Source organism: Streptomyces sp. AB3(2024), from assembly GCF_041862025.1.
In the GTDB taxonomy this organism is placed as follows: domain Bacteria; phylum Actinomycetota; class Actinomycetes; order Streptomycetales; family Streptomycetaceae; genus Streptomyces.
Genome location: NZ_JBGWAB010000051.1, coordinates 24,547 through 50,900 on the forward strand (window position 1 = coordinate 24,547; position 26,354 = coordinate 50,900).

General features: G+C 73.4%; 20 protein-coding genes. 13 read left to right on the forward strand and 7 right to left on the reverse strand.

Going from position 1 to position 26,354, the window contains the following annotated elements:
• Positions 1 to 14 precede the first annotated feature (14 nt).
• Both ACEPPI_RS20780 and ACEPPI_RS20785 read left to right on the forward strand, forming a co-directional pair.
• Positions 15 to 1,046: a LacI family DNA-binding transcriptional regulator gene (locus ACEPPI_RS20780; protein ID WP_373916739.1), complete on the forward strand. Its 1,032-nt coding sequence runs from the start codon at positions 15 to 17 to the stop codon at positions 1,044 to 1,046.
• Between the two features lie 102 nt (positions 1,047 to 1,148).
• The gene (locus tag ACEPPI_RS20785; RefSeq protein ID WP_373916740.1) at positions 1,149 to 2,036 is read left to right on the forward strand and encodes a phosphatase PAP2 family protein; all 888 of its coding nucleotides are present in this window, start codon (positions 1,149 to 1,151) and stop codon (positions 2,034 to 2,036) included.
• Positions 2,037 to 2,050: 14 nt separating this feature from the next.
• Here ACEPPI_RS20785 and ACEPPI_RS20790 read toward each other — a convergent pair whose 3' ends face one another.
• Positions 2,051 to 3,631, reverse strand: coding sequence for an amidohydrolase (locus ACEPPI_RS20790; RefSeq protein WP_373916741.1), 1,581 nt, complete (start codon positions 3,629 to 3,631; stop codon positions 2,051 to 2,053).
• Positions 3,553 to 5,118 (reverse strand): APC family permease, encoded by a 1,566-nt coding sequence (locus tag ACEPPI_RS20795; RefSeq protein ID WP_373916742.1) that lies wholly within the window; start codon positions 5,116 to 5,118, stop codon positions 3,553 to 3,555. The genes ACEPPI_RS20790 and ACEPPI_RS20795 overlap by 79 nt, the downstream gene beginning before the upstream one ends.
• A 121-nt stretch (positions 5,119 to 5,239) precedes the next feature.
• On the opposite strand from ACEPPI_RS20795, the gene ACEPPI_RS20800 reads away from it, so the two are divergent.
• On the forward strand, positions 5,240 to 5,842 hold the full coding sequence (locus tag ACEPPI_RS20800) for a TetR/AcrR family transcriptional regulator (RefSeq protein WP_373916743.1): 603 nt from the start codon (positions 5,240 to 5,242) through the stop codon (positions 5,840 to 5,842).
• Between the two features lie 242 nt (positions 5,843 to 6,084).
• Complete coding sequence (locus tag ACEPPI_RS20805) at positions 6,085 to 6,501, forward strand: hypothetical protein (protein ID WP_373916744.1); 417 nt, start codon at positions 6,085 to 6,087, stop codon at positions 6,499 to 6,501.
• A 25-nt stretch (positions 6,502 to 6,526) separates the two neighbouring features.
• Here the strand turns inward: ACEPPI_RS20805 and ACEPPI_RS20810 are convergent, their stop codons facing one another.
• Positions 6,527 to 9,514 carry a bifunctional [glutamine synthetase] adenylyltransferase/[glutamine synthetase]-adenylyl-L-tyrosine phosphorylase gene (locus ACEPPI_RS20810; RefSeq protein WP_373916745.1) on the reverse strand — a complete coding sequence of 996 codons (2,988 nt, stop codon included), beginning with the start codon at positions 9,512 to 9,514 and terminating at the stop codon, positions 6,527 to 6,529.
• 207 nt (positions 9,515 to 9,721) lie between these two features.
• Between ACEPPI_RS20810 and ACEPPI_RS20815 the strand changes: the two genes are divergently transcribed.
• From ACEPPI_RS20815 to ACEPPI_RS20825, 3 genes are all read left to right on the forward strand, one after another.
• Complete coding sequence (locus ACEPPI_RS20815; RefSeq protein WP_373916746.1) at positions 9,722 to 12,064, forward strand: PIG-L family deacetylase; 2,343 nt, start codon at positions 9,722 to 9,724, stop codon at positions 12,062 to 12,064.
• Positions 12,065 to 12,332: 268 nt separating this feature from the next.
• Positions 12,333 to 14,417 carry a PIG-L family deacetylase gene (locus ACEPPI_RS20820; RefSeq protein ID WP_373916747.1) on the forward strand — a complete coding sequence of 695 codons (2,085 nt, stop codon included), beginning with the start codon at positions 12,333 to 12,335 and terminating at the stop codon, positions 14,415 to 14,417.
• 84 nt (positions 14,418 to 14,501) lie between these two features.
• Positions 14,502 to 15,221 carry a hypothetical protein gene (locus tag ACEPPI_RS20825; protein ID WP_373916748.1) on the forward strand — a complete coding sequence of 240 codons (720 nt, stop codon included), beginning with the start codon at positions 14,502 to 14,504 and terminating at the stop codon, positions 15,219 to 15,221.
• Between the two features lie 70 nt (positions 15,222 to 15,291).
• Here ACEPPI_RS20825 and glnA read toward each other — a convergent pair whose 3' ends face one another.
• Positions 15,292 to 16,653, reverse strand: a complete 1,362-nt coding sequence (gene glnA, locus ACEPPI_RS20830; protein ID WP_373916749.1) for a type I glutamate--ammonia ligase — start codon at positions 16,651 to 16,653, stop codon at positions 15,292 to 15,294.
• A 223-nt stretch (positions 16,654 to 16,876) separates the two neighbouring features.
• Here glnA and ACEPPI_RS20835 point away from each other — a divergent pair, with 223 nt between their 5' ends.
• The 3 genes from ACEPPI_RS20835 to ACEPPI_RS20845 all read left to right on the forward strand — a co-directional run bounded on the left by ACEPPI_RS20835 (position 16,877) and on the right by ACEPPI_RS20845 (position 18,601).
• The gene (locus ACEPPI_RS20835; RefSeq protein WP_373916750.1) at positions 16,877 to 17,215 is read left to right on the forward strand and encodes a hypothetical protein; all 339 of its coding nucleotides are present in this window, start codon (positions 16,877 to 16,879) and stop codon (positions 17,213 to 17,215) included.
• Between the two features lie 70 nt (positions 17,216 to 17,285).
• Positions 17,286 to 17,936 (forward strand): DUF3105 domain-containing protein, encoded by a 651-nt coding sequence (locus tag ACEPPI_RS20840; protein ID WP_373916751.1) that lies wholly within the window; start codon positions 17,286 to 17,288, stop codon positions 17,934 to 17,936.
• A complete protein-coding gene (locus ACEPPI_RS20845) occupies positions 17,933 to 18,601 on the forward strand; it encodes a DUF305 domain-containing protein (RefSeq protein ID WP_373916752.1) in 669 nt (222 codons plus the stop codon). The genes ACEPPI_RS20840 and ACEPPI_RS20845 overlap by 4 nt, the downstream gene beginning before the upstream one ends.
• 16 nt (positions 18,602 to 18,617) lie before the next feature.
• On the opposite strand, the gene ACEPPI_RS20850 is transcribed toward ACEPPI_RS20845, so the two are convergent.
• On the reverse strand, positions 18,618 to 19,487 hold the full coding sequence (locus ACEPPI_RS20850) for an alpha/beta fold hydrolase (RefSeq protein ID WP_373916753.1): 870 nt from the start codon (positions 19,485 to 19,487) through the stop codon (positions 18,618 to 18,620).
• Between the two features lie 176 nt (positions 19,488 to 19,663).
• Entirely contained in the window at positions 19,664 to 20,395 is a 732-nt protein-coding gene (locus ACEPPI_RS20855; RefSeq protein WP_373916754.1) for a DUF998 domain-containing protein, read from the reverse strand.
• 266 nt (positions 20,396 to 20,661) lie between these two features.
• Between ACEPPI_RS20855 and ACEPPI_RS20860 the strand changes: the two genes are divergently transcribed.
• Both ACEPPI_RS20860 and ACEPPI_RS20865 read left to right on the forward strand, forming a co-directional pair.
• Positions 20,662 to 22,113: a DUF4352 domain-containing protein gene (locus ACEPPI_RS20860; protein ID WP_373916755.1), complete on the forward strand. Its 1,452-nt coding sequence runs from the start codon at positions 20,662 to 20,664 to the stop codon at positions 22,111 to 22,113.
• 68 nt (positions 22,114 to 22,181) lie between these two features.
• The gene (locus tag ACEPPI_RS20865; RefSeq protein ID WP_373916756.1) at positions 22,182 to 23,936 is read left to right on the forward strand and encodes an NAD+ synthase; all 1,755 of its coding nucleotides are present in this window, start codon (positions 22,182 to 22,184) and stop codon (positions 23,934 to 23,936) included.
• Positions 23,937 to 24,018: 82 nt separating this feature from the next.
• Here ACEPPI_RS20865 and ACEPPI_RS20870 read toward each other — a convergent pair whose 3' ends face one another.
• Positions 24,019 to 25,044 (reverse strand): endonuclease/exonuclease/phosphatase family protein, encoded by a 1,026-nt coding sequence (locus tag ACEPPI_RS20870; protein WP_373916757.1) that lies wholly within the window; start codon positions 25,042 to 25,044, stop codon positions 24,019 to 24,021.
• Between the two features lie 306 nt (positions 25,045 to 25,350).
• Between ACEPPI_RS20870 and panB the strand changes: the two genes are divergently transcribed.
• Complete coding sequence (gene panB, locus ACEPPI_RS20875) at positions 25,351 to 26,211, forward strand: 3-methyl-2-oxobutanoate hydroxymethyltransferase (RefSeq protein ID WP_100660964.1); 861 nt, start codon at positions 25,351 to 25,353, stop codon at positions 26,209 to 26,211.
• Positions 26,212 to 26,354 lie beyond the last annotated feature (143 nt).

Sequence of the window (26,354 nt, forward strand, 5' to 3'; positions counted from 1 at the left end):
TACAGTCCCATCCCGTGACCGCACGGCTAGCCGACATCGCAGCCCAGGCGGGGGTCAGCGAAGCCACAGTCAGCCGCGTGCTCAACGGCAAGCCCGGTGTGGCCGCAGGCACCCGCGAGTCCGTGCTGGCCGCGCTCGACGTACTCGGCTACGAGCGGCCCGTCCGGCTGCGCCAGCGCAGCGCGGGGCTGGTCGGGCTGATAACCCCCGAGCTGGACAACCCCATCTTCCCGGCGCTCGCGCAGGTCATCGGACAGGCGCTGACCCGGCAGGGGTACACGCCGGTGCTGGCCACGCAGACGCCCGGCGGATCCACCGAGGACGAACTGACCGAGATGCTGGTGGACCGCGGGGTCTCCGGCATCATCTTCGTCTCCGGGCTGCACGCCGACACCACCGCCGACATGGGCCGCTACGACCAACTCCGCGCCCAGGGCGTCCCGTACGTCCTCATCAACGGCTTCTCCGACAAGGTGCGGGCGCCGTTCGTCTCCCCGGACGACCGGGCGGCGATGCAGCTCGCGGTGACCCACCTGACCGCGCTCGGGCACACCCGGATCGGCCTGGCCGTCGGGCCCAAGCGGTTCGTGCCGGTGCTGCGCAAGATCGAGGGCTTCCGGCTCGGCATGCGCGAGCGGCTCGGGCTCGACGAGGCCGAGGTCGAGGAGCTGATCCAGCACTCCCTGTACACGCTGGAGGGCGGGCAGGCCGCCGCGTCCGCGCTCATCGCGCGGGGCTGCACGGCCGTCGTCTGCGCCAGCGACATGATGGCGCTCGGGGCGATCCGGGCCGCCCGGCAGCAGGGCCTCGCGGTCCCGCGGGACGTGTCGGTGGTCGGCTTCGACGACTCCCCGCTCATAGCGTTCACGGATCCGCCGCTGACCACGATCCGCCAGCCCGTGCTGGCCATGGGGCAGGCCGCCGTGCGCACGCTGCTGGAGGAGATCGGCGGTACGCCGGCCCCGCACAGCGAGTTCGTCTTCCTCCCGGAACTGGTGGTCCGCGGATCCACGGCCTCCGGGCCGGGGCAGCGCCGCAGGCCCTAGGGGCCCCGGGTCCGCGGGTAGTCCGCAGGGCTGAGTACGGGCGCCGAAGACCGTCCGGAGGGATGATCGGAGGCGAGGACGCATCTGGCAGACTCTCTCCCCATGGGTGAAGCGAGCGTGAAGACACTGGAAACCCGGACGGACGTCTCGTCGCCCATCGTGAGCGAGAGCGAGGTCCGCCGGGAATCCGAGCGCACCCTCCTCGCACGGCTGCGCCTGCCGCGACGGCCGCGCATCTGGTTCGAGGTCCTGCTGATCGCGGTCAGCTACTGGACCTACTCGCTGATCCGCAACGCCGTACCGGAGCAGAAGGCCGCCGCCCTCGCGAACGCCGACTGGATCTGGAGCGTCGAGCGCGGTCTGGGGATCGCCGTCGAGCATTCGATCAACCACGCGGTGAACTCCGTGACGTGGCTGATCGTGGGGATGAACTACTACTACGCCACGCTCCACTTCGTCGTGACCATCGGCGTGCTGGTGTGGATCTACCGTTTTCATCCCGGGCGTTACGCGGCCACCCGGCTCGTGCTGTTCGCCACCACGGGCGTCGCCCTGGTCGGCTACTACTTCTACCCGCTCGCGCCGCCCCGGCTGATGAACGGGCAGCAGTTCGTGGACACCGTGCTGGTCCACCACACCTGGGGTTCGATGGCCTCGGGGAACCTCAAGCACATGTCCAACCAGTACGCCGCGATGCCGTCCATGCACATAGGGTGGTCGCTCTGGTGCGGACTGACGATCTTCGCGGTGGCGACCGCGCCGTGGGCCCGGATCCTGGGCCTGCTGTATCCGGCCGCGACCCTCGTCGTCATCGTGGCCACCGCCAACCACTTCTGGCTCGACGCCGTCGGCGGGATGATGTGCCTGGCCTTCGGGTTCACCGTCGCGCGGATCTGGTACGGCTCGCTGCCGCACCGGCTGCCGCGCCAGCCGGTGCACAGCGGCCCGCACCCCGCCTCGGCGGCGCTGCTGAACCGCTTCCGCCGCTAGGTACGGTCACGGCCTCAGGGCTCGCCGTGGGTGATCCGGCCGCCCGACACGGTCAGCCGGATCGGGGCCTGCGCCAGCTCGTCCGGGCCCGCCGTGACCGGGTCGACGGTGAAGGCCGTCAGGTCCGCGCGCAGACCGGGCGCGATCCTGCCCGCCACCGCCTGCTCTCCGGCCGCGAGCGCCGCGTGCGAGGTCATCCCCTCCAGGGCCATCAGCCCGGTCAGGGCCCGTCCGCCGGAGGCCGCGCCTTGGGGGCGCAGGGCCGTGGCGAGGACCTGGCGGGCGTCGTGGTGGGCGATGGGCCAGTCCGAGCCGAGGGCCAGGACGGCTCCCGCGTCGCGCAGGTCCCGGCAGCGCCAGGCCCGTCCGGCGCGTTCGTCACCGAGCCGCTTCGACCACTCGTCGGTGTGGTCGGCCCGGGTGTAGGCGGTGTGCGGGGGCTGCATGGAGGCGATCACCCCGATCTCGGCGAACCGCCCCAGCTGGTCGTCGGGGACCGTCTCGATGTGCTCGATCCGGTGCCGCATGCGCGCCCGGGGCCCCAGGGAGGCGACCGTGTCCAGGACGTGGCGGACGGCCGCGTCGCCGATGGCGTGGGTGGCGGTGCCCACCCCGGCCGCGTCGAGGACCCGTACGGCCCGGGAGTAGGCGTCGGGGTCGGGCCAGAAGGCCTCGGTGCCCTGCCCGTGGCAGTCGGCGTGCCCGAGCCAGGCGGTACCGCCCTCGACGGTGCCGTCCATGAAGAACTTGACCCCGCCGACCCGCCAGTGGCGTCCGCCCCGGCCCTGGAGGGCGATCAGTTCCGCGAGGGTGTCGTCGTCCGCCCCGGGCATGCACCAGGGGGCCGGGCGCAGCCGCAGCGGGAGGTGGCCCTCGTACTCGACGGTGGCGAGCAGGGCCGGTACGTCCCCGTCGCCGAGGTCCATGACGTGGGCGCCGGTGAGGCCGGTGGCCGCCATGTCGGAAAGCAGTGCGAGGAGGCGGGCGCGGCGCTCGGCGGGCCGGGGTTTGGGGGCGAGGGCTCCGACGAGGGACATCGCGGCGTGCTCGACGAGGTGTCCGGTGGGTGCTCCGCCGGCGTCGCAGACGATCTCGGAGCGCTGGGCGAAGGCGCGGGGGCCGGTGATCCCCGCGGCGGCGAGGGCCGGGCCGTTGGCGAGGGCGGAGTGGCCGTCGTAGAGGCGCAGGAAGGCGGGGGCTCCGCCGAGGGAGTCCTCGATCAGGTCCCGGTGGACGGGCCGGCCGCCGAAGGCGTTGTGGTCTAGGCCCCAGCCGAGGACCCAGCCGCCGGTGCGGGGGGCCGCGCGCAGGGCGGCGCGGAGCTGGTCGAGGTCGCGGACGGCGGTGAGGTCGGCGCCGGTGGACATCTCGATGCCCCAGACGGGGTGGCTGTGGGCGTCGGTGAGGCCGGGGGTGAGGGTGGCGCCGCCGAGGTCGATCACCCGGGTGCCGGGTCCGCGCCAGTCGCGTACGTCGCTCTCGTGGCCGACGGCGAGGACGTGTCCGCCGCCGAGGGCTACCGCGCCGGCCTCGGGGCGGGCGGGGTCGAGGGTACGGACGCGGGCTCCGGTGAGGACGGTGTCGGCAGCGGGCACGGCTCTGCTCCTTCAAGGGGTTCGGGGTCTTCGGCGAAGCGGGCGTAGACGTCGGGACGGCGGGTGCGCAGGCGCCCGGCGAGGGCGGTTCCGGCGAGGAAGACGGCCGGGACGAGGGCCACGAGGACGGTGTTGACGGTGGTGGAGGCCATCGTGAAGAGGTCGACCTTGGAGATGACGAGGCAGATCGCGACTGCCAGCAGGACGGCGGCGGTGACGGGCGCGACCACGGTCCGCCAGGGGCCCTCGGAGTGGGCGGTGCGGCGGAAGTAGACGGGAACGGCGATGGCGGCCAGCAGCATCAGCGCCATGAGTCCGATCATGCCGGGGGTGTTCACCCACAGGAGGAGCTGCTGGTACGGGTCGGCCCCGGCGAGGGCGAACCCGAGGACGACCACCGCGCCGAGGAGGGTCTGGGCGGCGCCGGCGAGGTACGGGGAGCGGTGGCGGGGGTGGACGCGGCCGAGGGCGGCGGGCAGGACGCCCTCCTCGGCGAGGGCGAGCACGTAGCGGTTGATGGCGTTGTGGAAGGCGAGGAGGGAGGCGATGACGCTGGTGACGATGAAGAGGTGCATCAGGTCGGCCGCCCACGGGCCGACGTAGGTGGTGATGGCGGTGAAGAAGAGGCCGCCGGGGTCCTGGGTGGCGGCGCCCACGACCTCCTCGGCTCCGTAGGCCTGGATGACGGTCCAGACGACGAAGGCGTAGAAGAGGCCGAGGAAGGCGACGGCGATGTAGGTGGCGCGGGGGACGGTGCGGTCGGGGTCGCGGGCCTCGCGGCGGTAGATGACGGTGGATTCGAAGCCGGTGAAGGCGGCGAAGGCGAAGGCCAGGACTGCGGCGGTGCCGGGGACGAGGACGGCGCCGGGGGCGAAGGAACCGAGGGAGAGGCCGTGGGCGCCGCCCTTGATGAGGACGCCCGCCGCGAGGAGGACGAGTATCCCGGTCTCGGCGACGAGCAGGACGCCGAGGAGCTTGGCGCCGAAGTCGATGGAGCGGAAGCCGCCGTACCAGATGAGGAGCAGGCCGGCGAGGGAGACGGGCAGCCAGGGGACGTCGAGGCCGGCGAGGGCGTGGCCGGTGTCGGCGGTGGTGGTGCCGAGGAGGCCGTAGACGCCGATCTCCATGCCGTTGTAGCCGACGAGGGCGAGCAGGGCGGCGCCGATGCCGACGTGCTTGCCGAGGCCGCGGGCGATGTACGCGTAGAAGGCGCCGCCGCTGGTGACGTGGCGGCTCATGGTGGTGAAGCCGACGGCGAAGACGGCGAGGGTGAGGCCGGCGAGGAGGTAGCCGGCGGGGGCTCCGATGCCACCGAGGAGGATGGCGACGGGGGCGACGCCGGCCATGACGGTGAGGGGGGCGGCGGCCGAGACGACGAAGAAGGAGATGTCGGCGGTGCCGAGCGCGGCGCCGCGGAGGGCGGGGGCGGAAGCGGCGGGGGCGGCGGCCGGGGCTCCGGCGGCCGGTGGCTCTGGCGTTTCGGGCATGCGGGGGCATCCTTCTGCGAACGGCAGGCGGCGGGGAACTGGAAACCTAAAGGCTTTCGGTTCGCGGCAATGTAGCCTCCGTTTTTGGCGTACGGGAAGACCTCACGGCTGGAGAGAATCGATGGCACGGCCGCGCACCCCCCTGCTCGACCGGGAGCGGATCGCTACTACCGCCCTCCAACTGGTCGCGGAGCAGGGTGAGTTCAGCGTCCCGCAGGTGGCACGGGCACTGGGGGTACAGACGGCTTCGCTGTATCACCACGTGGACGGCCGGGCCGGGGTGGTGGAGTTGATACGGGAACGGGTGTGCGCCTCCATCGACGACGCGGCCCTGGAGCTGGAGCCGTGGGACCGGGCCCTGGAGCGGTGGGCCCGCTCGTACCGGGCCGCCTTCGCCGCCTATCCGCGGGCGATCCCGCTGCTGATGACCACGCCGGTGCGGGCCCCGAAGGTGCTCGCGCAGTACGAACGGGCCGTGGCGCTGCTGCGGGCGGCCGGGTTCCCCGAGGAGCGGGTGATGCCGCTGCTGACGGGGCTGGAGAACCTGATCCTGGGCTCCGCCCTGGACCTGGCGGCCCCCGAGGCCATGTGGGAACCGTCCGCGCGGACCCCCCTGCTGGCCTCGGCCCTGACGGCGGGCGGCCCGCACCGCGCGGACACGGCCTTCGACCTGGCCCTGGCGGCCCTGCTGGCGCACGCGCGCACCCTGCTCGCCGACGGCTGAGCCCAGACCGCGGACATGGCGGATATTCCGTGGCCGGGGCCGGAGTTCGGACCGTGGCCCCGGTGCCCGCGGGTGCGCGCGCTCCCACAGGGGGGCAGGACCGTGGCAGAGCCGACGCGTGGCCCCCGCGCCCGGCTGGGCACGACTCGGGCCGAATCCTGCGTCAAGCCGAGTGGCGGGGCCCCACCCGCAGGAGTGAACTGGATGTGGAGGCGCGCCAAAGGACGTGATGGAGGAGAGTCATGCGTTACTCGCCACTGCTTGCCTTGGCAGGACTTGCGCTCTCGGCCCCGCTTTGCCTCGCGCCGGGCGCTGTCGCAGCGGAATCCCCGACCGGCCAGGTCTCCATCGTGCCGAACACGGCACTCTGCAGACTGGACGGCACGGTCTGGGACTACGGCACGGGACGTCTTTCCACGAATCAGAACTCCATATCCTACTGCCAGGGGCTGAGGCAGGGCGAAGCCAGTGGGGCGAACGACGGCCGGCAGTGCCTCCAGAAGAACTACCCGTTGTGGTGGCCCAATCCCGACGATGCGCAGCGCGCCCGGGACCGCGGCTACAAGATCGGATACGACAGGTCCTATCAACGCGAATGGAACGCCAACTCCTGTCAGAACCAGCCGCAGCCCGAGCCCTACTATCCTCCGGTGCATTAGCCCCTGAAGATCGACAGCTGGGGCACTACGCCCCGTAGAAGAGCTCGTCCACCACCGCGCGGGCGCGCCGCGTGGTGCGGCGGTAGTCGTCGAGCATCTCGCCGACCCTGCCCTCCGGGTAGCCGAGGTAGCGGCCGACCGCCGCCAGTTCGCGGGCGTCGGCGGGGAAGGTGTCCCCGGCCCGGCCGCGGACCAGCATGACGGCGTTGCGGACCCGGGTGGCGAGCACCCAGGCCTCGTCGAGGACCTGCGCCTCCTCGGTCGGGATCAGCCCGGCGGCGTGGGCGGCGGCCAGGGCCTGGCGGGTGCGGGTGGTGCGCAGGCCCGGTTCGGCCCAGGCGTGCCGCATCTGGATCAGCTGGACGGTCCACTCGACGTCGCTGAGGCCGCCGCGGCCGAGTTTGGTGTGCAGGGTCGGGTCGGCTCCGCGCGGCAGCCGTTCCGATTCCATCCGGGCCTTGAGCCGGCGGATCTCGCGCACGGCATCCTCGCCGAGGCCCTCGACGGGGTAGCGCAGGGGGTCGATCAGCTCGATGAAGCGGCGGCCGAGGTCGTCGTCGCCCGCGACCGGCTCGGCGCGCAGCAGGGCCTGGCTCTCCCAGGTCATGGACCAGCGGCGGTAGTAGGCCGCGTAAGAGGACAGGGTGCGCACGAGGGGGCCGGAGCGGCCCTCGGGGCGCAGGTCGGCGTCGATGAGCAGCGGCGGGTCCGCGGTGGGGAGCTGCAGGAGGCGGCGCATCTCGGCGATGACGGTCTGGGCGGCCTTGGCGGCTTCCTGTTCGTCGACGCCCTCGCGGGGTTCGTGGACGAACAGGACGTCGGCGTCGGAGCCGTAGCCGAGTTCGTGTCCGCCGAAGCGGCCGACGCCGATGATGGCGAAGCGGGTGGGGAGGGTCTCGCCCCAGTGGTCGCGGACGGCGGCGCGCAGGGCGCCGGCGACGGTGGCGGCGGTGAGGTCGGAGACGGCGTCGCCGACCCGGTCGACGAGGGCTCCGGGGTTTTCCTCGGCGGGGCTGTCCTCGGTGCCGTAGGAGGCGATGATGTCGGCGGCGGTGGTGCGGAAGAGTTCGCGGCGGCGGACCCCGCGGGTGGCGGTGACGGCGGCCTCGCCGCTTTCGGCACGGCCGACGGCGGCGAGCACCTCCTGTTCGAGGGCCTCGTGGGTCCGCGGTTCCAGGCCTCCGGCGTCGCCGAGCAGGGCGACGGCCTCGGGGGCGCGCATGAGGAGGTCGGGGGCGAGGCGTCCGGCGGACAGTACGCGGGCCAGGTTCTCGGCGGCGGCGCCCTCGTCGCGCAGCAGGCGCAGGTACCAGGGGGTCTTGCCGAGGGCGTCGGAGACCTTGCGGAAGTTGAGCAGCCCGGCGTCCGGGTCGGCGGAGTCGGCGAACCAGCCGAGCATGACGGGCAGCAGGGTGCGCTGGATCGCGGCCTTGCGGCTGACGCCGGAGGCGAGGGCTTCGAGGTGGCGCAGGGCGGAGGCCGGGTCGGCGTAGCCGAGGGCTTCGAGGCGCTGGCCGGCGGCGCGGGGGGAGAGCCTGGTCTCGCCGGGGGCGAGCTGGGCGACGGCGTCGAGCAGGGGCCGGTAGAAGAGCTTCTCGTGGAGGCGGCGGACGGCGGAGGCGTGCCGGCGCCAGGCCTTGTTGAGTTCGGCGACGGGTTCGGTGCGCAGGCCGAGGGAGCGGCCGAGGCGGCGCAGGTCGGCCTCGTCCTCGGGGACGAGGTGGGTGCGGCGCAGCCGGTAGAGCTGGATGCGGTGTTCCATGGAGCGCAGGAAGCGGTACGCGTCGTTGAGCTGGGCGGCGTCGGCGCGGCCGACGTAGCCGCCGGCGGCCAGGGCGTGGAGGGCGTCGAGGGTGGTGCCGGAGCGCAGGGTGGCGTCGCTGCGGCCGTGCACGAGCTGGAGCAGCTGGACGGCGAACTCGACGTCGCGCAGCCCGCCGGGTCCGAGTTTGAGCTCCCGGTCGATCTGGGCGGCCGGGATGTTGTCGACGACGCGGCGGCGCATCTTCTGGACGTCGGCGACGAAGTTCTCGCGTTCGGCGGCCTGCCAGACCAGGGGCGTTATGGCCGCGATGTACTCGGCGCCGAGCGCCTCGTCGCCGGCGACGGCGCGGGCCTTGAGCAGGGCCTGGAACTCCCAGGTCTTGGCCCAGCGCTGATAGTAGGCGAGGTGTGAGGAGAGGGTGCGGACCAGGGGGCCGTTGCGGCCCTCGGGGCGGAGGTTGGCGTCGACGGGCCAGATGGTGCCCTCGACGGTGGTCTCGGAGCAGATCCGCATGAGGTGGGAGGCGAGGCGGGTGGCGGCCTGGATGCCCTTGCCCTCGTCGGTGCCGTCGGCGGCCTCCCCGACGAAGATCACGTCGACGTCGGAGACGTAGTTGAGTTCGTTGCCGCCGCACTTGCCCATGGCGATGACGGCGAGCCGGCACTGGCGCGCGTCCTCGGGGGCGGCGGCCGTGGCGATGCGCAGGGCGGCGCGGAGGGTGGCGGTGGCGAGGTCGGCGAGTTCGGCGGCGGCCTGGGCGACATCGGTGGTGCCGCAGACGTCGCGGGCGGCGATGGACAGGAGGCAGCGGCGGTAGGCGACGCGCAGCGCGACGGGGTCGTGGGCGTCGGCGAGGCCCTGCTCGAACTCGGCGAGGCCGGGGTGCAGGTCGGCGGCCTCGTAGGTGACCAGGGCCTGCCAGTCGCGGGGGTGGCGGGCGAGGTGGTCGGCGAGGGCCTCGGAGGCGCCGAGGACGCCGAGGAGGCGGTCGCGCAGGGGTTTGGCGCTGACCAGGGTGTCGAGGAGCACGGGCAGCTGCTCGGCCGGCTGGGCCTCGGCGAGCCGGACGAGGCCGAGGAGGGCGAGGTCGGGGTCGGCGGTGGCGCCGAGGGCGTCGAGGAGCACCGGGTCGGTGCGTACGGCGGCCAGCGCGTCGGCGTCGAGGAGCCGGGCCGCGGCGGACGGGTCGGTGAACCCGCTGCGCAGCAGTCGGATGAAGGTGCTGCTCCTGCGTCCCGGGACTGTCATCCCGCCGCCTCCCGAGTGCGTCGCCGCCGGTGGTCGGCCGGCGCTGCCGGTGGTGGTGGCCGGCCTGGGGCGAGCCTAGCCGGAGCAGCGTTCGACTCACCGGCGTGTCGTGGCGAATATCATGAGGCGGATTATCAGATTTTCTGGTTACTTTTAGATCTATGCGTCAGGGGCCCGGTCCCCGTCCGACCGGTTGCGAGGAGCTCCATGTCCGAAGGACGTCCGTTCTCCGCCCCGACGCCGCCTTCCGTCCCGGCCCCGCGCCGGCCCGCCGTGCCCGTCCCCCAGTCGCCCTCGACCGCGACGGCACCGCGCCGCGAACCGGAACCGACCACCGCACCCTCCGACGCGAACGGACCCCACGGCGGTTCCGGCCGTCCCGGGGTCCCCCGTCAGGCCACCGGGCCGGGCCCGTCCGCGTACCCGCACCTCTCCGGGCGGCCCGCCCACCACCGGCCCGCGCACCCCGCACTCCACCGGGCCCGGATCGTCAAGGCCGTGGCCGCCTGCGCGGCCGCCGCGGCCGTCGGCATGCTCGCGCTCCGCGGCAACGAGGCCTACGCCGCGCTCGACGCGCCCACCGGCGCCGACTCCCGGCTGACCACCGCCACCACGGCCGGCAGCCCCGACCCGGGCCGGGTGCTGCAGATCGTCGCGCACCCCGACGACGACCTGTACTTCATGAACCCGGACCTGCGGTACTCCATAGCCGCCGGCCACCCCGTGACCTCCGTCTACCTCACCTCCGGCGAGGCCGACGGCATCAACGCGGGCGCCGCCAAGCAGGCCTCCACCGTGCCCAACAAGCCCGCCTACGCCGAGGCCCGGCAGAACGGCATCCGCGCCGCCTACGCCAAGATGGCCACCGGCGACCGCAGCAGCCCCTGGAAGCGCACCGTCGTGGCGACCAAGGGCGGCGGCCACGCCGAGGTCGACCTCCTGGAGGCCAAGCCCGAGGTCAGCCTCGTCTGGCTGCAGATGCGCGAGGCGGGCAACGTATACGGCGACGCCCCCGACAGCCTCCACGGCCTGTGGGACGGCAGGGTTGCGCACCTGGAGTCGATGCTCGCCTCCGGCACCCCGGTCAAGCAGCGGTTCACGTACACGAAGGAGCAGGTCGTCCGGACGATCGAGGGCGTCCTGGAGACCTACCGGCCCACTACGATCCGGATGCAGGACCCGACCCCCGGCCGTTTCCCCGACACCAAGCGGTACACCGACCACCAGGACCACTTCTACGGCGCCCGGTTCGTACAGATGGCCGCCGAGGCCTACGCGCGGGAGGTCACGGACCGCCCGCACTTCGCCGTGCAGAACTACGTCGGCTACTTCAACAGCTCCCTGCCCATCGCCCTGGACCCCGGCGAGGCCAAGGAGAAGCTGGACATCCTGGACACCTACGCCTGGCTCGACCGGCAGAACCACTGCGGCAGCGAGGCAGGCTGCGGTGACCTCAAGGTCGCCGACCACCCCTCCGGCAACCGCTGGACGGACTCCATCAACTACGCCCGCGACACCAGCACCTCCTGGCTGACCTCCGACCGGGACCACGGCCTGTGGGCCTTCAAGGTGCTCGACGGCCAGGTCGCCCTCTGGCACCGCACCGGCCTGATCGGCAGCTGGAGCGGCCCCCGCCTGCTCCCGGGCACCGGCATGGACCAGGGGATCTCCACCGTCACCCTGCCGGACGGCCGGATAGCCGCCTTCGGCGCCCGCACCACCTTCGGCCCCCGGCCCGCCGACTACCGGCGCGAGGTCGTCTACGCCGTCCAGCGGGACCCCGGCTCCGAGGAGTTCGGGGAATGGCAGTCCCTCGGCACCCCCGAGGCCGCCGACGACACCTGGACCTCCGACATCAGTGCCCCCGCCGTGTCCGTCGACGGCACCGGACTCGCGGCCGTCTACGTCCGCGACGGCGCCTCCGGTCTGCGGGGCCGCGTCCAGCGGGCCGACGGGAGCTGGGGCCCGTGGGAGGACCACGGCGGGAGCGACCTGCACGGCACCCCGGCCACCGCGACCGACGGGGCCGGGCGCCGGATGGTGTTCGCCGCCACCACCAAGACGGTGATCGGCTGGGCGCAGCCGGAACCGGGCGCACCGCTCGGCCCGGCCACCCACACCGGACTGCCCGACACCACGCTCCCGCTGACGGCCGAGGCGCGCGAGGGCGGGGTACGGCTGTGGTTCCGCAAGCCCGGGTCCGGCAACGTCCGCACCGCCCTGATGACGGGCGAAGGCGGCCTGAAGGTGAACAACCTCACCGACCTCGGCGGGCTCCAGGGCTTCGGTTCGGTGACGGCGAGCGGGCACGTGCTGGCCGGCCGCACGGCGGGCGGGCGCCTCGGCTCGGACGTGGGCATCGGACAGCCGTGGCAGCGCTCGCCGCTGATGTTCGCCGGCGCGCCGTCCAGCACGATGACCGGGAAGAACATGGTCAGCCTGGCGGTGGTCGGGCTCGACGCGCGCCTCTACGTCACCTCGTCGGCGGACGAGGCCGACGCGTACCTGGCGCCGTGGCAGCCGGTGGGCCCGCGCAGCACGGCCCCGTAGGGAATCGCCCGGGGAGACACCTGGCGCCACATAAGCCGCATATCGCCTCCAACACCCCACTCAGGGGTGTTGTTTGCGTTCCGGGCCCGCCAACCACGTCCACGATCCGGGCACTTGCGCGCACCGGCACCGCGCACCATCACAACCGGTCATTTCCGGAAAGCACGCGTCATCGGTGAAATCGGTGAACCAACTCCCCCGTTTTGGCCTCTCACTGACTGCACAGCGGTTCTTCCTGCCCGTCCGGAACGACCTCGAGGCGTGACCGATGCCCGTATCCCGCCGCCGCTTCCTCCTCGCGGCCGTGGTGCCCATGCTCACCGTGGGCGCCTCCGGCGCGCTCTCCATCGCGACCGGCCGGCAGACCTCGGCCGAGGCCACCCAGAACGACCGGCCCGGCCGGGCCCCGGTCCTCCCCGCCAGCACCACCTCCGGCACGGTGGTCCAGATCGTCGCGCACCCCGACGACGACCTGTTCTTCATGAACCCCGACCTCAGCCGGTCCCTGCTCGCCGGCCTCCCGCTCACCACCGTCTACCTCACCTCCGGCGAGGCCGACGGCCGCAACGAGGCGCACGGCGGCGAGGCCAGGGACCCCGAACAGCCCGCCGACCGCGCGCGCTACGCGGAGGCCCGGCAGAACGGCATCCGCTCGGCGTACGCCCAGATGGCCACCGGGGACCGCACGAGCGCGTGGACCCGTACGGTCATACCGACCGCGGGCGGCGGACAGGCGGAACTGGACGTCCTCGTCGCCCGGCCCCGCGTCAACCTCGTCTGGCTGCAGCTGCGCGAGGCCCGCAGCCCGGCCGGCGACAACCCCGACAGCCTGCGCGGCCTGTGGAACGGCCGGATACCGGCGCTCGGCGCCCAGCTCACCACCGGCACCCCGGTCCGGCAGTCGTTCACGTACACCAGGGACCAGGTCGTCGACTCGATAGCCGGGATCCTGGAGCGGTACCGGCCGACGACGATACGCATGCAGGACCCCACCCCGAACCGGTACGCGGACACCGGCAAGTACACCGACCACCAGGACCACATGTACGGCGCCCGCTTCGTGCAGGCGGCCACGGCCGCCTACGCCGAACGCGTCACGGACCGGCCGCGCTTCACCGTCCAGAACTACCTCGGCTACCACAACGGCACCCTCCCCCACGCCCTGGACCCGCAGACCGCCGAAACCAAGATCGGCTTCCTGAAGACGTACGCCTGGCAGGACCGCACCGACTACTGCGGCAGCCCCTCGGGGTGCGGGGACCGCAAGGTGGCGGGCAGCCCCACCGGCCGCAACTGGGCCCAGTCGCTGCGCTACGCCCGCGCCGACACCACCTCCTGGCTCGTCGAGGGCACCCCGGGCCGCCTGTGGGCCTTCGCCGCGCTCGACGGCCGGATGGCGCTCTGGTCCCGGGACCCGGCCGGGACCTGGACCGGGCCCGCGCTGCTGCCGGGCACCGGCATCGACCCCGGGGCCGCCGCCGCCCGCCTCCCGGACGGCCGCGTCGCCGTCCTCGCCACCCGCACCACCCTCGGACCCCGGCCGGCCGACTACCGGCGCGAGGTCGTCTACGCCGTCCAGTCCGCGCCCGACGGCCCCTTCGGTCCCTGGCAGTCACTCGGCACCCCCGAGCCGGGAGACGAGCCCGGCACCTCCGCCATCAGCGCCCCCGCGGCCGTCGCCGACGCCGGCGGCCGCCTCACCGTCTACCTCCGCGACACCCGCCGCACCCTGCGCGCCCGGGTCCAGCAGCCGTCGGGCGCCTTCGGCGACTGGGAGCAGCTGGGCGGCGAGGACCTGCAGAGCGACCCCGTGACCCTCACCGACGCGGCCGGTCGGCGCCACGTCTACGCCACCACCACCAAGTCGGTCCTCGCCTGGACCCAGCCCTCCCCCGGAGCCCCGCTCACCGGGCCCCACCCCACCGCCCTGCCCGCCACCACCGTGCCCCTGTCGGCGGCCCGCGACGGCGCGGGCGTCCGCCTCTACTTCCGCCGCCCCGACTCCGGGGTGGTACGGACCGCCCTGGTCACGGCCGGTCCGGGCGCCCCCCAGGTCACGGGCCTCGGCGAATCGGGCGGCCGGGCCGGCTACGGGGCGGTCGCCGCCGCGGGCCGCGTCCTGACCGGCCGCGCCGACACCGGTACGGTCGCCACCGCGGCCCTCGGCGGACCGCCCGCCTGGACCGAGTCCCGGATGCTGTACGCGGGCGCCCCCACGGCGCTCCTCGGCCCCGCCGGCACCACCACGACCGCCGTCCTGGGCCTGGACGCCCTGCTCCACACCGCGACGACCCGCCCGACCGCACCCCCCGCGACCTGGCATCCGGCCGTCGCCCCGGCCTCACCGTCCTGACCTGCCGGCGGGCGGGTGCGCCGATCCTGCCCGCCGATATCCTGAAGGGAGCATCGGGGGCTTCTCCGCACGGAGGGCAGCACGATGAACCGGCACCACCTCCTCACGTTCCTGGCCGCCCCGCTCCTGGCCTCCTCGGCCGTCACCCCCGCCTTCGCCGCCCCGGCGGCGGCCCCGCCCGCCGCCGCGTCCTGCGAACTGGTCGCGACCGGGGAGGGCGGGGACACCTCGTACACGCTCGTCCTGGAGGGCTTCGCGCCGAACCAGTCCGTCACCATCAACGGCCCGCGCACCAGCCGGCCCATCCAGATCGGCGCCGAGGGTTCCCTCCAGCAGGACAACGCCCGCTACGGCAGGTACAGCGTCAGCTTCAAGGAGACCGGCTCCGGGTCCGGCCAAGGCAACCGCATCGGCTGCCTGACCCCGCCCCGGCAGAAGCAGGACCACGGCGGCGGCAAACAGGGCAAGGTGCAGGTCACCCAGGTCTCGGTCACCACGCTCAGCAAGTCGGGCACCGCGGTCGACTGCTCCAAGCCGAACAAGGCCGAGTTCGACGGCAAGATCAGCGGCACGGGCAAGGGCGACGTCCCCTACTTCTGGACCTTCGCCTCCAGCTCGGACCCCATCGAAACGGGCAAGGCCCACTTCGACCCCGGCATCCAGAGCGTCTCCCTCTTCAAGGCGGTCGACCTCCCGCCGACGGTGAACGGCGACCCCCAGAGCGGCTTCGTCACCCTCCACGTCCCGTCCGCGAACCTCACGGCCCGCAGCGACCAGGTCACCTTCACCTGCGCGAAGCCCTGACCCACTCACCCCGAACACGCCTCCGGGCCGCCGGGCGACGACCGGCGGCCCGGAGAGGTGGAGCGGGGCCCTACAGGACGGGCAGGTTCTTGCGGAGTTCGAAGGCGGTGACCTCCGAGCGGTACTCCTCCCACTCCTGCTTCTTGTTGCGCAGGAAGAAGTCGAAGACGTGTTCGCCGAGGGTCTCGGCGACCAGTTCGCTGCGTTCCATCAGGGAAATGGCCTCGCCGAGGTTCTGCGGGAGGGGTTCGATGCCCATCGCGCGGCGTTCGGCGTCGGAGAGGGCCCAGACGTCGTCGTCGGCGCCCGCCGGGAGTTCGTAGCCCTCCTCGATGCCCTTGAGGCCCGCCGCTAGGAGGACCGCGTAGGTGAGGTACGGGTTGGCGCCCGAGTCAATCGAGCGGACCTCGACCCGGGAGGAACCCGTCTTGCCCGGCTTGTACATCGGGACCCGAATCAGTGCCGAGCGGTTGTTGTGGCCCCAGCAGATGTACGAGGGGGCCTCGCCGCCGGAGCCGGCGGTGCGGGAGGAGCCGCCCCAGATGCGCTTGTAGGAGTTGACCCACTGGTTGGTGACCGCGGCCGTCTCCGCCGCGTGCTTGAGCAGGCCCGCGATGAAGGAGCGGCCGACCTTGGAGAGCTGGTACTCCGCACCCGACTCGTAGAACGCGTTGCGGTCGCCCTCGAAGAGGGACAGGTGGGTGTGCATGCCCGAGCCCGGGTACTCCGAGAAGGGCTTGGGCATGAAGGTGGCCTGGACGCCCTGTTCGAGGGCGACCTGCTTCATGACCAGGCGGAACGTCATGATGTTGTCGGCGGTGGAGAGCGCGTCCGCGTAGCGGAGGTCGATCTCCTGCTGGCCGGGGGCGCCCTCGTGGTGGCTGAACTCGACCGAGATGCCCATGGATTCGAGCATGGTGATCGCCTGGCGGCGGAAGTCCATGCCGACGTTCTGCGGAGTGTGGTCGAAGTAGCCGGAGTTGTCCGCCGGCACCGGGCGGGAGCCGTCCAGCGGCTTGTCCTTCAGCAGGAAGAACTCGATCTCCGGGTGGGTGTAGAAGGTGAAGCCCAGGTCGGAGGTCCTGGCCAGGATGCGCTTGAGGACGAAGCGCGGGTCCGCGAAGGACGGGGATCCGTCCGGCATCAGGATGTCGCAGAACATCCGGGCGGTCCCGGGGGCCTCGGCGCGCCACGGCAGTATCTGGAATGTGCTCGGGTCCGGCTTGGCGATCATGTCGGATTCGTAGACCCGGGCGAAGCCCTCGATCGCCGAGCCGTCGAAGCCGATGCCCTCGTCGAAGGCCTGCTCCAGCTCGGCCGGGGCGACGGCGACGGACTTGAGGAAGCCGAGCACGTCGGTGAACCACAGGCGCACGAAGCGGATGTCCCGCTCCTCCAGCGTCCGGAGGACGAATTCCTGCTGCTTGTCCATGCCTTCATCCTCGCAGTTCAGACGATCCGTGCACCACCGCCCCGAAGGACAGGGGGGGCGCACAGTCGGGCCCGCCCAGTATCGCCATTGGTGGTTTCCGCCACATTACGCACCCCCGAAAGCCGATGACACCCCCGCACTGACCACCGAGCCGTCATGAGCATTACCATCTGCGCCCATGGGGGGCTGGGAGCACACGCGGAGCGGGAGCCACGGGCGACCCGTGCGCCGGGCTGCCCTCCTGCTGTTGATCTCCTTCGGCGTGGCCGCCTGCGTGGCCTTCCTGTGCGCACGGCCGGCCGCCGCGCACCCGCCGCATCCGGGCGGCTTCGGGGCGCACGCCGCGCACGCCGCCTGCGTGTCCCCGTACGACCTGCCGGGCTGCTCTCCGCTGGCCCACGTGACCCCGGCCGTGCTGCCCGCCCCGCCGCCCGCCGTGGCGCTGCCGCAGACCCGGGTGGCGCCCGCCGTCCGCCCGGCCGCCGCGGCCGGGCCGGTACGGCCGGACGGCACCCTGGCGCGCGCGCCCGGCCCGTACTCCCTGCAAGTGCTGCGAACGTGAGCGCCGCGGCGCCCCGGGCGCACCCACGGCTCCACCACGACACCCCCCTCAGCAGAAGGAACCAGGGCACATGGCCAGCAGGACGTCGGACAACACCTCCCGCCAGAACCGCATAGCCGAGATGCGGCGCGCCGAGAAAGCACGCGACCGGCGCAACAAGTTCCTCGCCATCGGCATCTCCACGGTGATCGTCGCCGGACTCGTCGGCTTCGGGTCGTGGCTGCTGATCGAGCAGAAGCAGAAGGACAAGGACGCGGTCGCCGCGCGCAAGGCACCCGTGAGCGGCGAGCGCGAGTGGGACGTGAAGAAGCTCGGCCGCAACCACGTCGAGACCCCGGTCAAGTACGAGATGAACCCGCCGGTCGGCGGTGACCACAACCCCCGCTGGATGAACTGCAACGGCGACGTCTACAAGAACCCGATCCCCGAGGTCAACGCCGTGCACTCGCTGGAGCACGGCGCGGTGTGGGTGACGTACAACGAGAAGGCCGCCGCGGGCGACGTCGAGGCGCTCGCCGGGAAGGTGGGCAAGACCCCGTACACGCTGATGAGCCCGGACAAGGAGCAGGCCGGGACGATCATGCTGAGCGCGTGGGGCAAGCAGCTGACGGTGGACAAGGCCGACGACCCCCGTGTGGCGCAGTTCTTCACCAAGTACGTGCAGGGCCCGCAGACGCCCGAGCCGGGCGCCGCCTGCACCAACGGGCTGGCCGACAAGTGACCCGTACGTACTGGGCCGCGGGAGCGGCCGTCGTCCTCGCGGTGCTGTTCGCGGTGGGGGCCACGGTCGCCACCGCGAACGGCGGCTCGGGCGGTTCCCCCGGCCCCTCCTCCACTCCGGCGCTCTACTCCCCGGACGCCGGTTTCGCCCGGGACATGGCGGTGCACCACCAGCAGGCGGTGGAGATGTCCTTCATCGTCCGCGACCGCACCCAGGACGAGCCGGTGCGCAGCCTCGCCTACGACATCGCCAACACCCAGGCCAACCAGCGCGGCATGCTGCTGGGCTGGCTGGACCTGTGGGGGCTGCCGAAGGTGCTGGCCGACGAGCCGCCGATGTCCTGGATGTCGGCCTCCGAGGAGGGCGGCGAGCACGCGGGGCACATGGGGCACGCGACCAAGCCCGGGGCGCTGATGCCCGGCATGGCGACCAAGGAGGAGCTGGACCGGCTCGGCGCGGCGAACGGCCGGGACGCGGAGGTGCTCTACCTCCAGCTGATGACCGACCACCACAAGGGAGGCGTCGCGATGGCCCAGGGCTGCGCGGCGCAGTGCCGGACGCCCGCCGAGCGGGCGCTGGCCCAGGGCATGGTCGCGGCGCAGCAGTCGGAACTCACCCTGATGGCGGACATGCTCAAGCAGCGCGGGGCGGCCCCGCGCGGGTGAACGGCGTACGCGCGGGTCAGTCCGCGGGGGCCGTCGGGGCCGGCGGGTCCATCGGGGTCGTCGGGTCCGACGGGGCCGGCGGGTCCGCCGCGTGCCGGAGCGTCCGGGCCACGTGGTCCGGGCGGTCCAGCATGACCAGGTGGCCCGAGGGCTGCGCCACCTCGAACCGGGCGCCGATCCGGTCGGCGAGGTCCGCCTGGCGGGCGAGCCAGCGCAGGGCCGCGCGGCCGGTGGTGCCGTCGTGGCCGGCGAGGACGGTGGCGGGCGCGGCCAGCGGGTGGTCCGCGCGCAGGGCGAGCAGCTCGGCGGCGGTGTCGGGGTAGCGGGCGTTCTCCAGCAGCGCGCCGCGCCAGACGCGGCCGGTGCGGTAGCAGCGGCGTACGAGGTCCCGCGCGGCCGGGTCCGCGGCCCCGCCCGCCCGGCCGGCCCGTACGACGCCGCGCCGGACCGCGGGTCCGAGCGCGGCCGGGATCCCGGCGGCGGTCACGGCCCGGCCGAGGGCACGGGCGGCGCCGGTGCGCCAGGCTGCGGGCAGCCTCGTACGGGGGCTCTCCTCGACGCTGGAGTCGACGAGGACCAGCCCGGCGGTACGGCCGGGGTGCAGGCGGGCGAAGGCCTCGGCGTGGAACCCGGCGAGGGAGTGCCCGGCGACGGTGACGGGGCCGGTCAGACCGAGCGCGTCCAGCAGGGCGGCGATCCGGTGGGCCTCGTCGGCGGCGCCCGCGGGGCCGGGCGCCGGGGCGCTGAGCCCGTGGCCGGGGCGGTCGAAGCGGACCACGGTGCGGCCCCGGGCGGCGAGCATCGCGGCGACGGGGTCCCAGTCGAACCAGGCCAGGGCGAGCCCGGCGCTGAGCACCACGACGGGTCCGCGGCCCTCGACGACCACGTGCAGGGGGATCCCGTCGACCCGGACGAAGGTGCCGGTCGCCGTCCCGGCGCCGAGGGCCGTCCCGGTACCGGTGGCCGTCCCGGTCCCCTGCGGTCCTCGCGTCCCCTGCGGTCCTCGCGTCCCCCGCGGTCCTCGCGTCCCCCGCGGTCCTCGCGTCCCCTGCGGCCCTCGCGTCACGTGCGGCCCTCGCGGTGCACGGAGTGGGCCAGCACGCCGAGCCAGATCGCCACCAGCAGCACCTGCAGCCGCTGGCCCGCGCCGAGCGCCCACGTGCCGTGCCCGGCGCTGAACAGGGCGATGGCGGTCAGGGTCCAGACGGTGGCGAGGAGTTCCAGGGCCACGAGGGCGGGGCCGAAGCGGGCGAGCGGCGCGAGGCGGCCGTAACGGCGGGCGGCGACGGTGAGGGCCACTATCCCGACGAGGGCGCCGGTCATGGCGAGGCTGCTGCTGACGGCGTGCGCCTGGTGGGTGGCCGGGACGAGACCGGCGGTCTCGCGGGCCGCGCACACGGGATCGACGGTCGGCTGGCAGCTCAGCGGCAGCCAGGCGTCGGCGGCGGTGGCGGCGCCGAAGAGGGCGATGCCCGCCCAGCCTGCGACCGCCCAGGGACCGCGGGACTCGGGGTGCCGCGGCAGGCGCGCCAGGGCGAGGAGGCCGCCGAGGAAGGCGAGGAGGCCGGCGGTGAAGTCGGTGGCCCGGAAGAGGCCGCCGAGCGGCTGGTCCTGGGCGGCGAGCTCGCTGACGTACGTCTCGATGGGGTTGACGCCGGTGGAGAGGACGACTTCGAGCACCCAGGCGGTGTAGGCGGCGGCGCCGAGTCCGATGAGGACGGCGACGGCCCGGGCGCCGCCTCCGCCGGTGCCCTTGCCTCGACCGGCACTTCCGGCACCTTCGGGGGCATTCATGCGCATAGTGTGCGTGGTCCTCAGCAGATCCGGGGTGGACGCGGGGACTCCTCGCGGGACCGCCGGACTCCCCGACCGGGAAACGTGCCGGGGTACGGGAGCGTTCCCCGGGCGCCCGGCCCGATCGCGGCGGTCCGGTCGATTTCCCCCGGGGTCCGGGGCCGGACGGGGTATCCGGTTGGAGGCGGGCGGAGCGCGTGGCAGGCTGGCGCAGGCCCCTGTACGCCGTACACCGCACACCGCACTTCCGAGGGACTCCGCCAGGCATGAGCACACCCCCGAACCCGCCCGACAGCCCGACCGAGCCCGAGGGAACGCCGATACCGCCGCCGGGGCCGTCCCTGGCGAAGGCCCCGGCTCCGGCGACGCCCGGGACGACCCCGGCCCCCGAGGCGACCGAGCCGCCCCCGGAGAAGGCCCCGGCCACCCCCGAGGCCCCGAAGCCCTCCCTGGCAAAGGCCCCGGCCAACCCGGAGGCCCCCGAGCCCTCCCTGGAAAAGACCCCCGCCACCCCGGAAGCGGCCAAGCCCTCCCTGGAGAAGGCGGCCCCCGCCCCCACGGCCTCCGCCCCCGCGGCTGCGGCCCCGTCGCCGCAGCCCGCCCCGCCGCGGACCCCGCCTCCCGCCGCGCCCACGGATCCCTGGGCGACCCCGGTCCCCGGCGCCCCGCAGCCCGCGCCCGCCCCGTCGGCGTTCGCGCCGGTCAGCCCCGTCCCGGCCGCCCCTTCCGCGCCCGACGCGGGGGCGTACGGTGCTCCGGCCAACGCCTGGGCCCCGCCGCCCCCCGGCGGGCACCCCGGCTATGGGGGCCCCGCGTACGGGGCGCCCGGCTACGGAGGGCCCGGCCGGCCTGGGTTCCCCGGCCCCGGCCACCCCGGCTACGGCCACCCGGGCTACGGCCACGGCCACGGCGTCACCGGCTATCCCGTCGCACCCGCCGCGCCCTCCAACGGCCAGGCCGTGGCGGGTCTCGTCCTCTCCGCCCTCTCCATCGGGGTGGGCCTCGTCCCCTTCGTGTTCTGGGCCGGCGCCGGCCTCGCCCTCACCGGCATCGGCATCTCCATCGCCGGCCTGGTGCGCGCGGGCCGCGGCGCCCCGCGCAAGGTGATGTCCATCGTCGGCATCGCCCTCGGCGTGCTGGGCCTCGCCGCCACCGTCGGCGGGTTCCTCTTCACCACGGCCATCATCGGCAGGTCGCTGGACCGCGTCGACCAGCACCGGGGCACGGACTGGTACGACGACCCCGGGTACGACCCGGACGCGTCCCCGGACGCCCTGCCCTCCCCGTCCGGCTTCACCCTGCCGCCCGACATGCCCTCCACGGGACCCGGCATCAGCACGCCGATCGCGTTCGGCCAGACGTTCACGTACCCGAACGGGATCAAGGTGAGCCTCTCCGTCCCGAAGCAGTACGTCAGCTCGAACAAGTACCTGCCGGTCGGCAACGCGGTGGAGGTGTCCTTCACCATCACCAACACCTCGAAGCGGCCCCACGACGTCATCTACGCCATGCCCAGCCTCACGGACGACAAGGGCGCCGAGGGCAGGCTCGTCTTCGACGGCCGGCTGCCCAAGCGGATCCAGGGGACGATCCAGCCGGGCGAGTCCGCCACCGGCACCGCCGCGTTCGAGGTTCCCGAGGGCACGCGCAGCGTCAGCGCCGGGCTCTCCCCCGGCCTCCTGATGCCCGACGCGAAGTTCACCGGGCCCGTCGGGTGACGCATCCGACCCCTTGAAAGAACGGGGGCCCAGGACATCGCGTCAGAAAGACGATTACACTGGGCCCCGTGCCTCAACTACGCCTCGCTCTGAATCAGATCGACTCGCACGTCGGCAACATCGCCGCGAACGCCGACTCGGTCGTCCACTGGACCCGGCACTCCGCCGAGCAGGGCGCCCATCTGGTGGCGTTCCCGGAGATGGTGCTGACCGGGTACCCCGTCGAGGACCTCGCCCTGCGCGGGTCCTTCGTCGAGGCCTCCCGCGCCGCGCTGCGCGACCTCGCGCGACGGCTCGCCGAGGAGGGTCTCGGCGAGCTGCCGGTCGTCGTCGGGTACCTCGACCGCACCGAGAAGGCCGCGCCCCGCCTGGGCCGGCCCGCCGGCTCCCCGGAGAACGCGGCCGCCGTACTGCACCGGGGCGAGGTCGTCCTGCGCTTCGCCAAGCACCACCTGCCCAACTACGGCGTCTTCGACGAGTTCCGCTACTTCGTGCCGGGCGACACCCAGCCGGTCATCCGGGTGCACGGCGTCGACGTGGCGCTGGCCATCTGCGAGGACCTCTGGCAGGAGGGCGGCCGGGTGCCCGCCACCCGCTCCGCCGGAGCCGGCCTGCTGGTCTCGATCAACGCCTCCCCGTACGAGCGCAACAAGGACGACCTGCGCCTCGAACTGGTGCGCAAGCGCGCCCAGGAGGCCGGCTGCACCCTGGCGTACCTGGCGATGATCGGCGGCCAGGACGAGCTGGTCTTCGACGGCGACTCGATCGTCGTGGACGCCGACGGCGAGGTCATCGCCCGCGCCCCGCAGTTCTCCGAGGGCTGCGTCCTCGTCGACCTCGACCTGCCGGCCGCGCGGTCCGACGCCCCGGAGGGCGTCGTCGACGACGGCCTGCGCATCGACCGCGTGATCCTCTCCGAGGAGCCGGCGGCCCCGTCCGAGGCGGTGGTGGCCGGCGGCTACGCCGACCGCCTGGACGACGACGAGGAGATCTACGACGCGCTCGTCGTGGGCCTGCGCGCGTACGTCAAGAAGAACGGTTTCCGCTCCGTCCTGATCGGCCTCTCCGGCGGCATCGACTCCGCCCTCGTCGCGGCCATCGCCTGCGACGCGATCGGCGCGCAGAACGTGTACGGCATCTCGATGCCCTCGAAGTACTCCTCGGACCATTCCAAGGGCGACGCGGCCGACCTGGCCGAGCGGACCGGCCTGAACTTCCGGACCGTCCCGATCGAGCCGATGTTCGACGCGTACATGGGCTCGCTGGGCCTCACCGGCCTCGCCGAGGAGAACCTCCAGTCCCGGCTGCGCGGCACCATGCTGATGGCGGTCTCCAACCAGGAGGGCCACATCGTGCTGGCCCCGGGCAACAAGTCCGAGCTGGCCGTCGGCTACTCCACCCTCTACGGGGACTCGGTCGGCGCCTACGGCCCGATCAAGGACGTCTACAAGACGGACATCTTCCGGCTCGCCGAGTACCGCAACCGGGCGGCCGCCGAGCGCGGCGAGACCCCGCCGATCCCGGAGAACTCGATCGTGAAGCCGCCGAGCGCCGAGCTGCGCCCGGGGCAGGTCGACACGGACTCCCTGCCGGACTACCCGGTGCTCGACGCGATCCTGGAGCTGTACGTGGACCGCGACCGGGGCCTGGAGGAGATCGTCGCGGCCGGGTTCGACCGCGAGCTGGTCGCCAAGACCCTGCGCATGGTGGACACGGCGGAGTACAAGCGCCGCCAGTACCCGCCGGGCACCAAGATCTCGGCGAAGGGCTTCGGCAAGGACCGCCGCCTGCCCATCACCAACGGCTGGCGCGAGCACGCGTAGCTCCTGCGCCCGTACGTACGCCGAGGGCCCCGGCCGCTCCTCCCAGGAGCTGCCGGGGCCCTCGGCACGAACAAGCGGCGGGCTACGGCCGGACGGTCAGCCGGGCCGCCACCGGGAGGTGGTCGCTGCCGGTGCGGGGCAGGGTCCAGGAGGCCTCCGGCTTGATGCCGCGCACCATGATCTGGTCGATCCGGGCCATCGGGAACTGCGCGGGCCAGCTGAAGCCGAAGCCGTGGCCGGCCGCGCCCTGGGTGGAGCGCATCTGCGAGGTGACCTCGGACAGGGAGCGGTCGTTCATGGTGCCGTTGAGGTCGCCGAGCAGGACGACCTTCTTCAGCCCCTCCGAGGCGAGGGCCGCGCCCAGCGCGTCGGCGCTGTTGTCGCGCTGGTTGGCCGTGAACCCGGCGTTGAGCTTGACGCGCACCGACGGCAGGTGGGCGACGTAGACGCCGACCTCGCCGAAGGGGGTGGCCGCGGTGGTGCGCATGGCGCGGGTCCAGCCGAGGCGGATGTCGACGGGCTTGCTGGAGGTCAGCGGGTACTTGCTCCACACGCCCACGGTGCCCTCGACCGCGTGGTACTTGTACGTGTCCGCCAGGGCCTTCTCGTAGACCGGGACGGCGTCGCCCGTGAGCTCGGTCAGGGCCAGCACGTCCGCCCCGGACTTGGCGACGGACCGCGCGGTGCCGCGCGGGTCGGGGTTGTCGGCGTCGACGTTGTGGGTGGCGACCATGAGGTTGCCGCCGCCGCCCGACTTGTCGGTGATCAGCCCGCCGAAGAGGTTCACCCACACCGCGGTGGTCAGCAGTATCGCGATCAGCGCGGTCGCGGACTTGCGGACCACGGCGGCGACCAGCAGCAGCGGCACGGCCAGACCCAGCCAGGGCAGGAAGGTCTCGGTGAGGCTGCCGAGGTTTCCGATGTCGTTGGGCAGCTCCGCGTGGAAGATCATGATCAGGGAGACCAGCGCGGCGAGGGCTGCCGTGACGAGGCCGCGCCGCCAGATGCCCCGGTCGTGGCGCAGTTCGGCCAGTCGGCGTCGGAGACGGGATCCGGAGGGTCCGGGCTCTGCGCCGTTCCCCGTCTCCGTCATGTACGCCTGTGCCATGCCATGTCCTCGCTGCCGTGCTCGCGCTCCGTCTCCGCCCCTTGACCCTAGGCGATGTACGGAGCCTTCCGTGCCGTCCTCGCGGCCGTACGACCGGGAGGACGAACGGCCGTGCGGCAAGGGTTCCGCTTGTCACGAAACGCGCACATTGGCTCGTGCGCGCCCGGAGGCGGGCCGGGAGTGTGACGTACGGGTCAGCGCGTCGGAACCCGGCCACTTCCGCGCACGGCGCCGGGGGTGCCACCATGGTGGGTGAGTCCGGGGACGCCGTGAGGGCGCCTCGAGATGACACAAGGAGCAGTTGCAATGACGCACGCCGTTTCGCCTGCCCGCGAAGCCGCCTCCCCCACCTTGTACGGAGGTGCGGGCACCCGGCGCATCACCGTCCGCGACCTCGCCCTCGCCAAGGAGCGCGGCGAGAAGTGGCCCATGCTCACCGCCTACGACGCCATGACGGCGTCCGTCTTCGACGAGGCCGGCATCCCCGTGATGCTCGTCGGGGACTCGATGGGCAACTGTCACCTCGGCTACGAGACCACCGTCCCCGTGACCATGGACGAGATGACCCTGCTGTCGGCAGCCGTCGTACGGGGCACCAGCCGGGCCCTGATCGTCGGCGACCTGCCCTTCGGCTCGTACCAGGAAGGCGCCGTGCAGGCCCTGCGCAGCGCGACCCGGCTGGTCAAGGAGGCCGGGGTCGGCGCGGTCAAGCTGGAGGGCGGCGAGCGGTCGCTGGCCCAGACCGAGCTGATCGTGCAGTCCGGCATCCCCGTCATGTCCCACCTGGGCCTGACCCCTCAGTCCGTGAACGCCATGGGCTACCGGGTGCAGGGCCGCAGCGACGAGGCCGCGCACCAGCTGCTGCGCGACGCCAAGGCCGCGCAGGACGCGGGCGCGTTCGCGGTGGTCCTGGAGCTGGTCCCGGCCGAGCTGGCCGCCGAGGTCACCCGGTCCCTGCACATCCCGACCGTCGGCATCGGCGCCGGGTCGGAGTGCGACGCGCAGGTGCTGGTGTGGACCGACATGATGGGCCTGACCGGCGGGAAGATGCCGAAGTTCGTGAAGCAGTACGCGAACCTGCGGAGCACGATGACGGACGCGGCGAAGGCCTTCGCCGAGGACGTGGTCGGCGGAACGTTCCCGCAGCCGGAGCACGCCTTCCACTGAGTCCGCCGGGGCCGCGCGGCCCCGCCGGGTGGTGACCGGGGGCAGGAGGAGATCCCGCCGCCGGCCCCGCTGAAGTCGTAGGCGGTCTCGGCGTGCTCGCTCTGGTCGATGCCCGAGACCTCCACGTCCTCGGATACCCGCAT

Coding starts and splice junctions, on each gene's coding strand:
- ACEPPI_RS20825 (WP_373916748.1), top strand. CDS start 14,502: ATGAACCGGCACCACCTCCTCACGTTCCTGGCCGCCCCGCTCCTGGCC.
- ACEPPI_RS20810 (WP_373916745.1), bottom strand. CDS start 9,514: ATGACAGTCCCGGGACGCAGGAGCAGCACCTTCATCCGACTGCTGCGC.
- ACEPPI_RS20870 (WP_373916757.1), bottom strand. CDS start 25,044: ATGGCACAGGCGTACATGACGGAGACGGGGAACGGCGCAGAGCCCGGA.
- ACEPPI_RS20800 (WP_373916743.1), top strand. CDS start 5,240: ATGGCACGGCCGCGCACCCCCCTGCTCGACCGGGAGCGGATCGCTACT.
- ACEPPI_RS20855 (WP_373916754.1), bottom strand. CDS start 20,395: ATGAATGCCCCCGAAGGTGCCGGAAGTGCCGGTCGAGGCAAGGGCACC.
- ACEPPI_RS20820 (WP_373916747.1), top strand. CDS start 12,333: ATGCCCGTATCCCGCCGCCGCTTCCTCCTCGCGGCCGTGGTGCCCATG.
- ACEPPI_RS20840 (WP_373916751.1), top strand. CDS start 17,286: ATGGCCAGCAGGACGTCGGACAACACCTCCCGCCAGAACCGCATAGCC.
- glnA (WP_373916749.1), bottom strand. CDS start 16,653: ATGGACAAGCAGCAGGAATTCGTCCTCCGGACGCTGGAGGAGCGGGAC.
- ACEPPI_RS20860 (WP_373916755.1), top strand. CDS start 20,662: ATGAGCACACCCCCGAACCCGCCCGACAGCCCGACCGAGCCCGAGGGA.
- ACEPPI_RS20785 (WP_373916740.1), top strand. CDS start 1,149: ATGGGTGAAGCGAGCGTGAAGACACTGGAAACCCGGACGGACGTCTCG.
- ACEPPI_RS20795 (WP_373916742.1), bottom strand. CDS start 5,118: ATGCCCGAAACGCCAGAGCCACCGGCCGCCGGAGCCCCGGCCGCCGCC.
- ACEPPI_RS20815 (WP_373916746.1), top strand. CDS start 9,722: ATGTCCGAAGGACGTCCGTTCTCCGCCCCGACGCCGCCTTCCGTCCCG.
- ACEPPI_RS20805 (WP_373916744.1), top strand. CDS start 6,085: ATGCGTTACTCGCCACTGCTTGCCTTGGCAGGACTTGCGCTCTCGGCC.
- panB (WP_100660964.1), top strand. CDS start 25,351: ATGACGCACGCCGTTTCGCCTGCCCGCGAAGCCGCCTCCCCCACCTTG.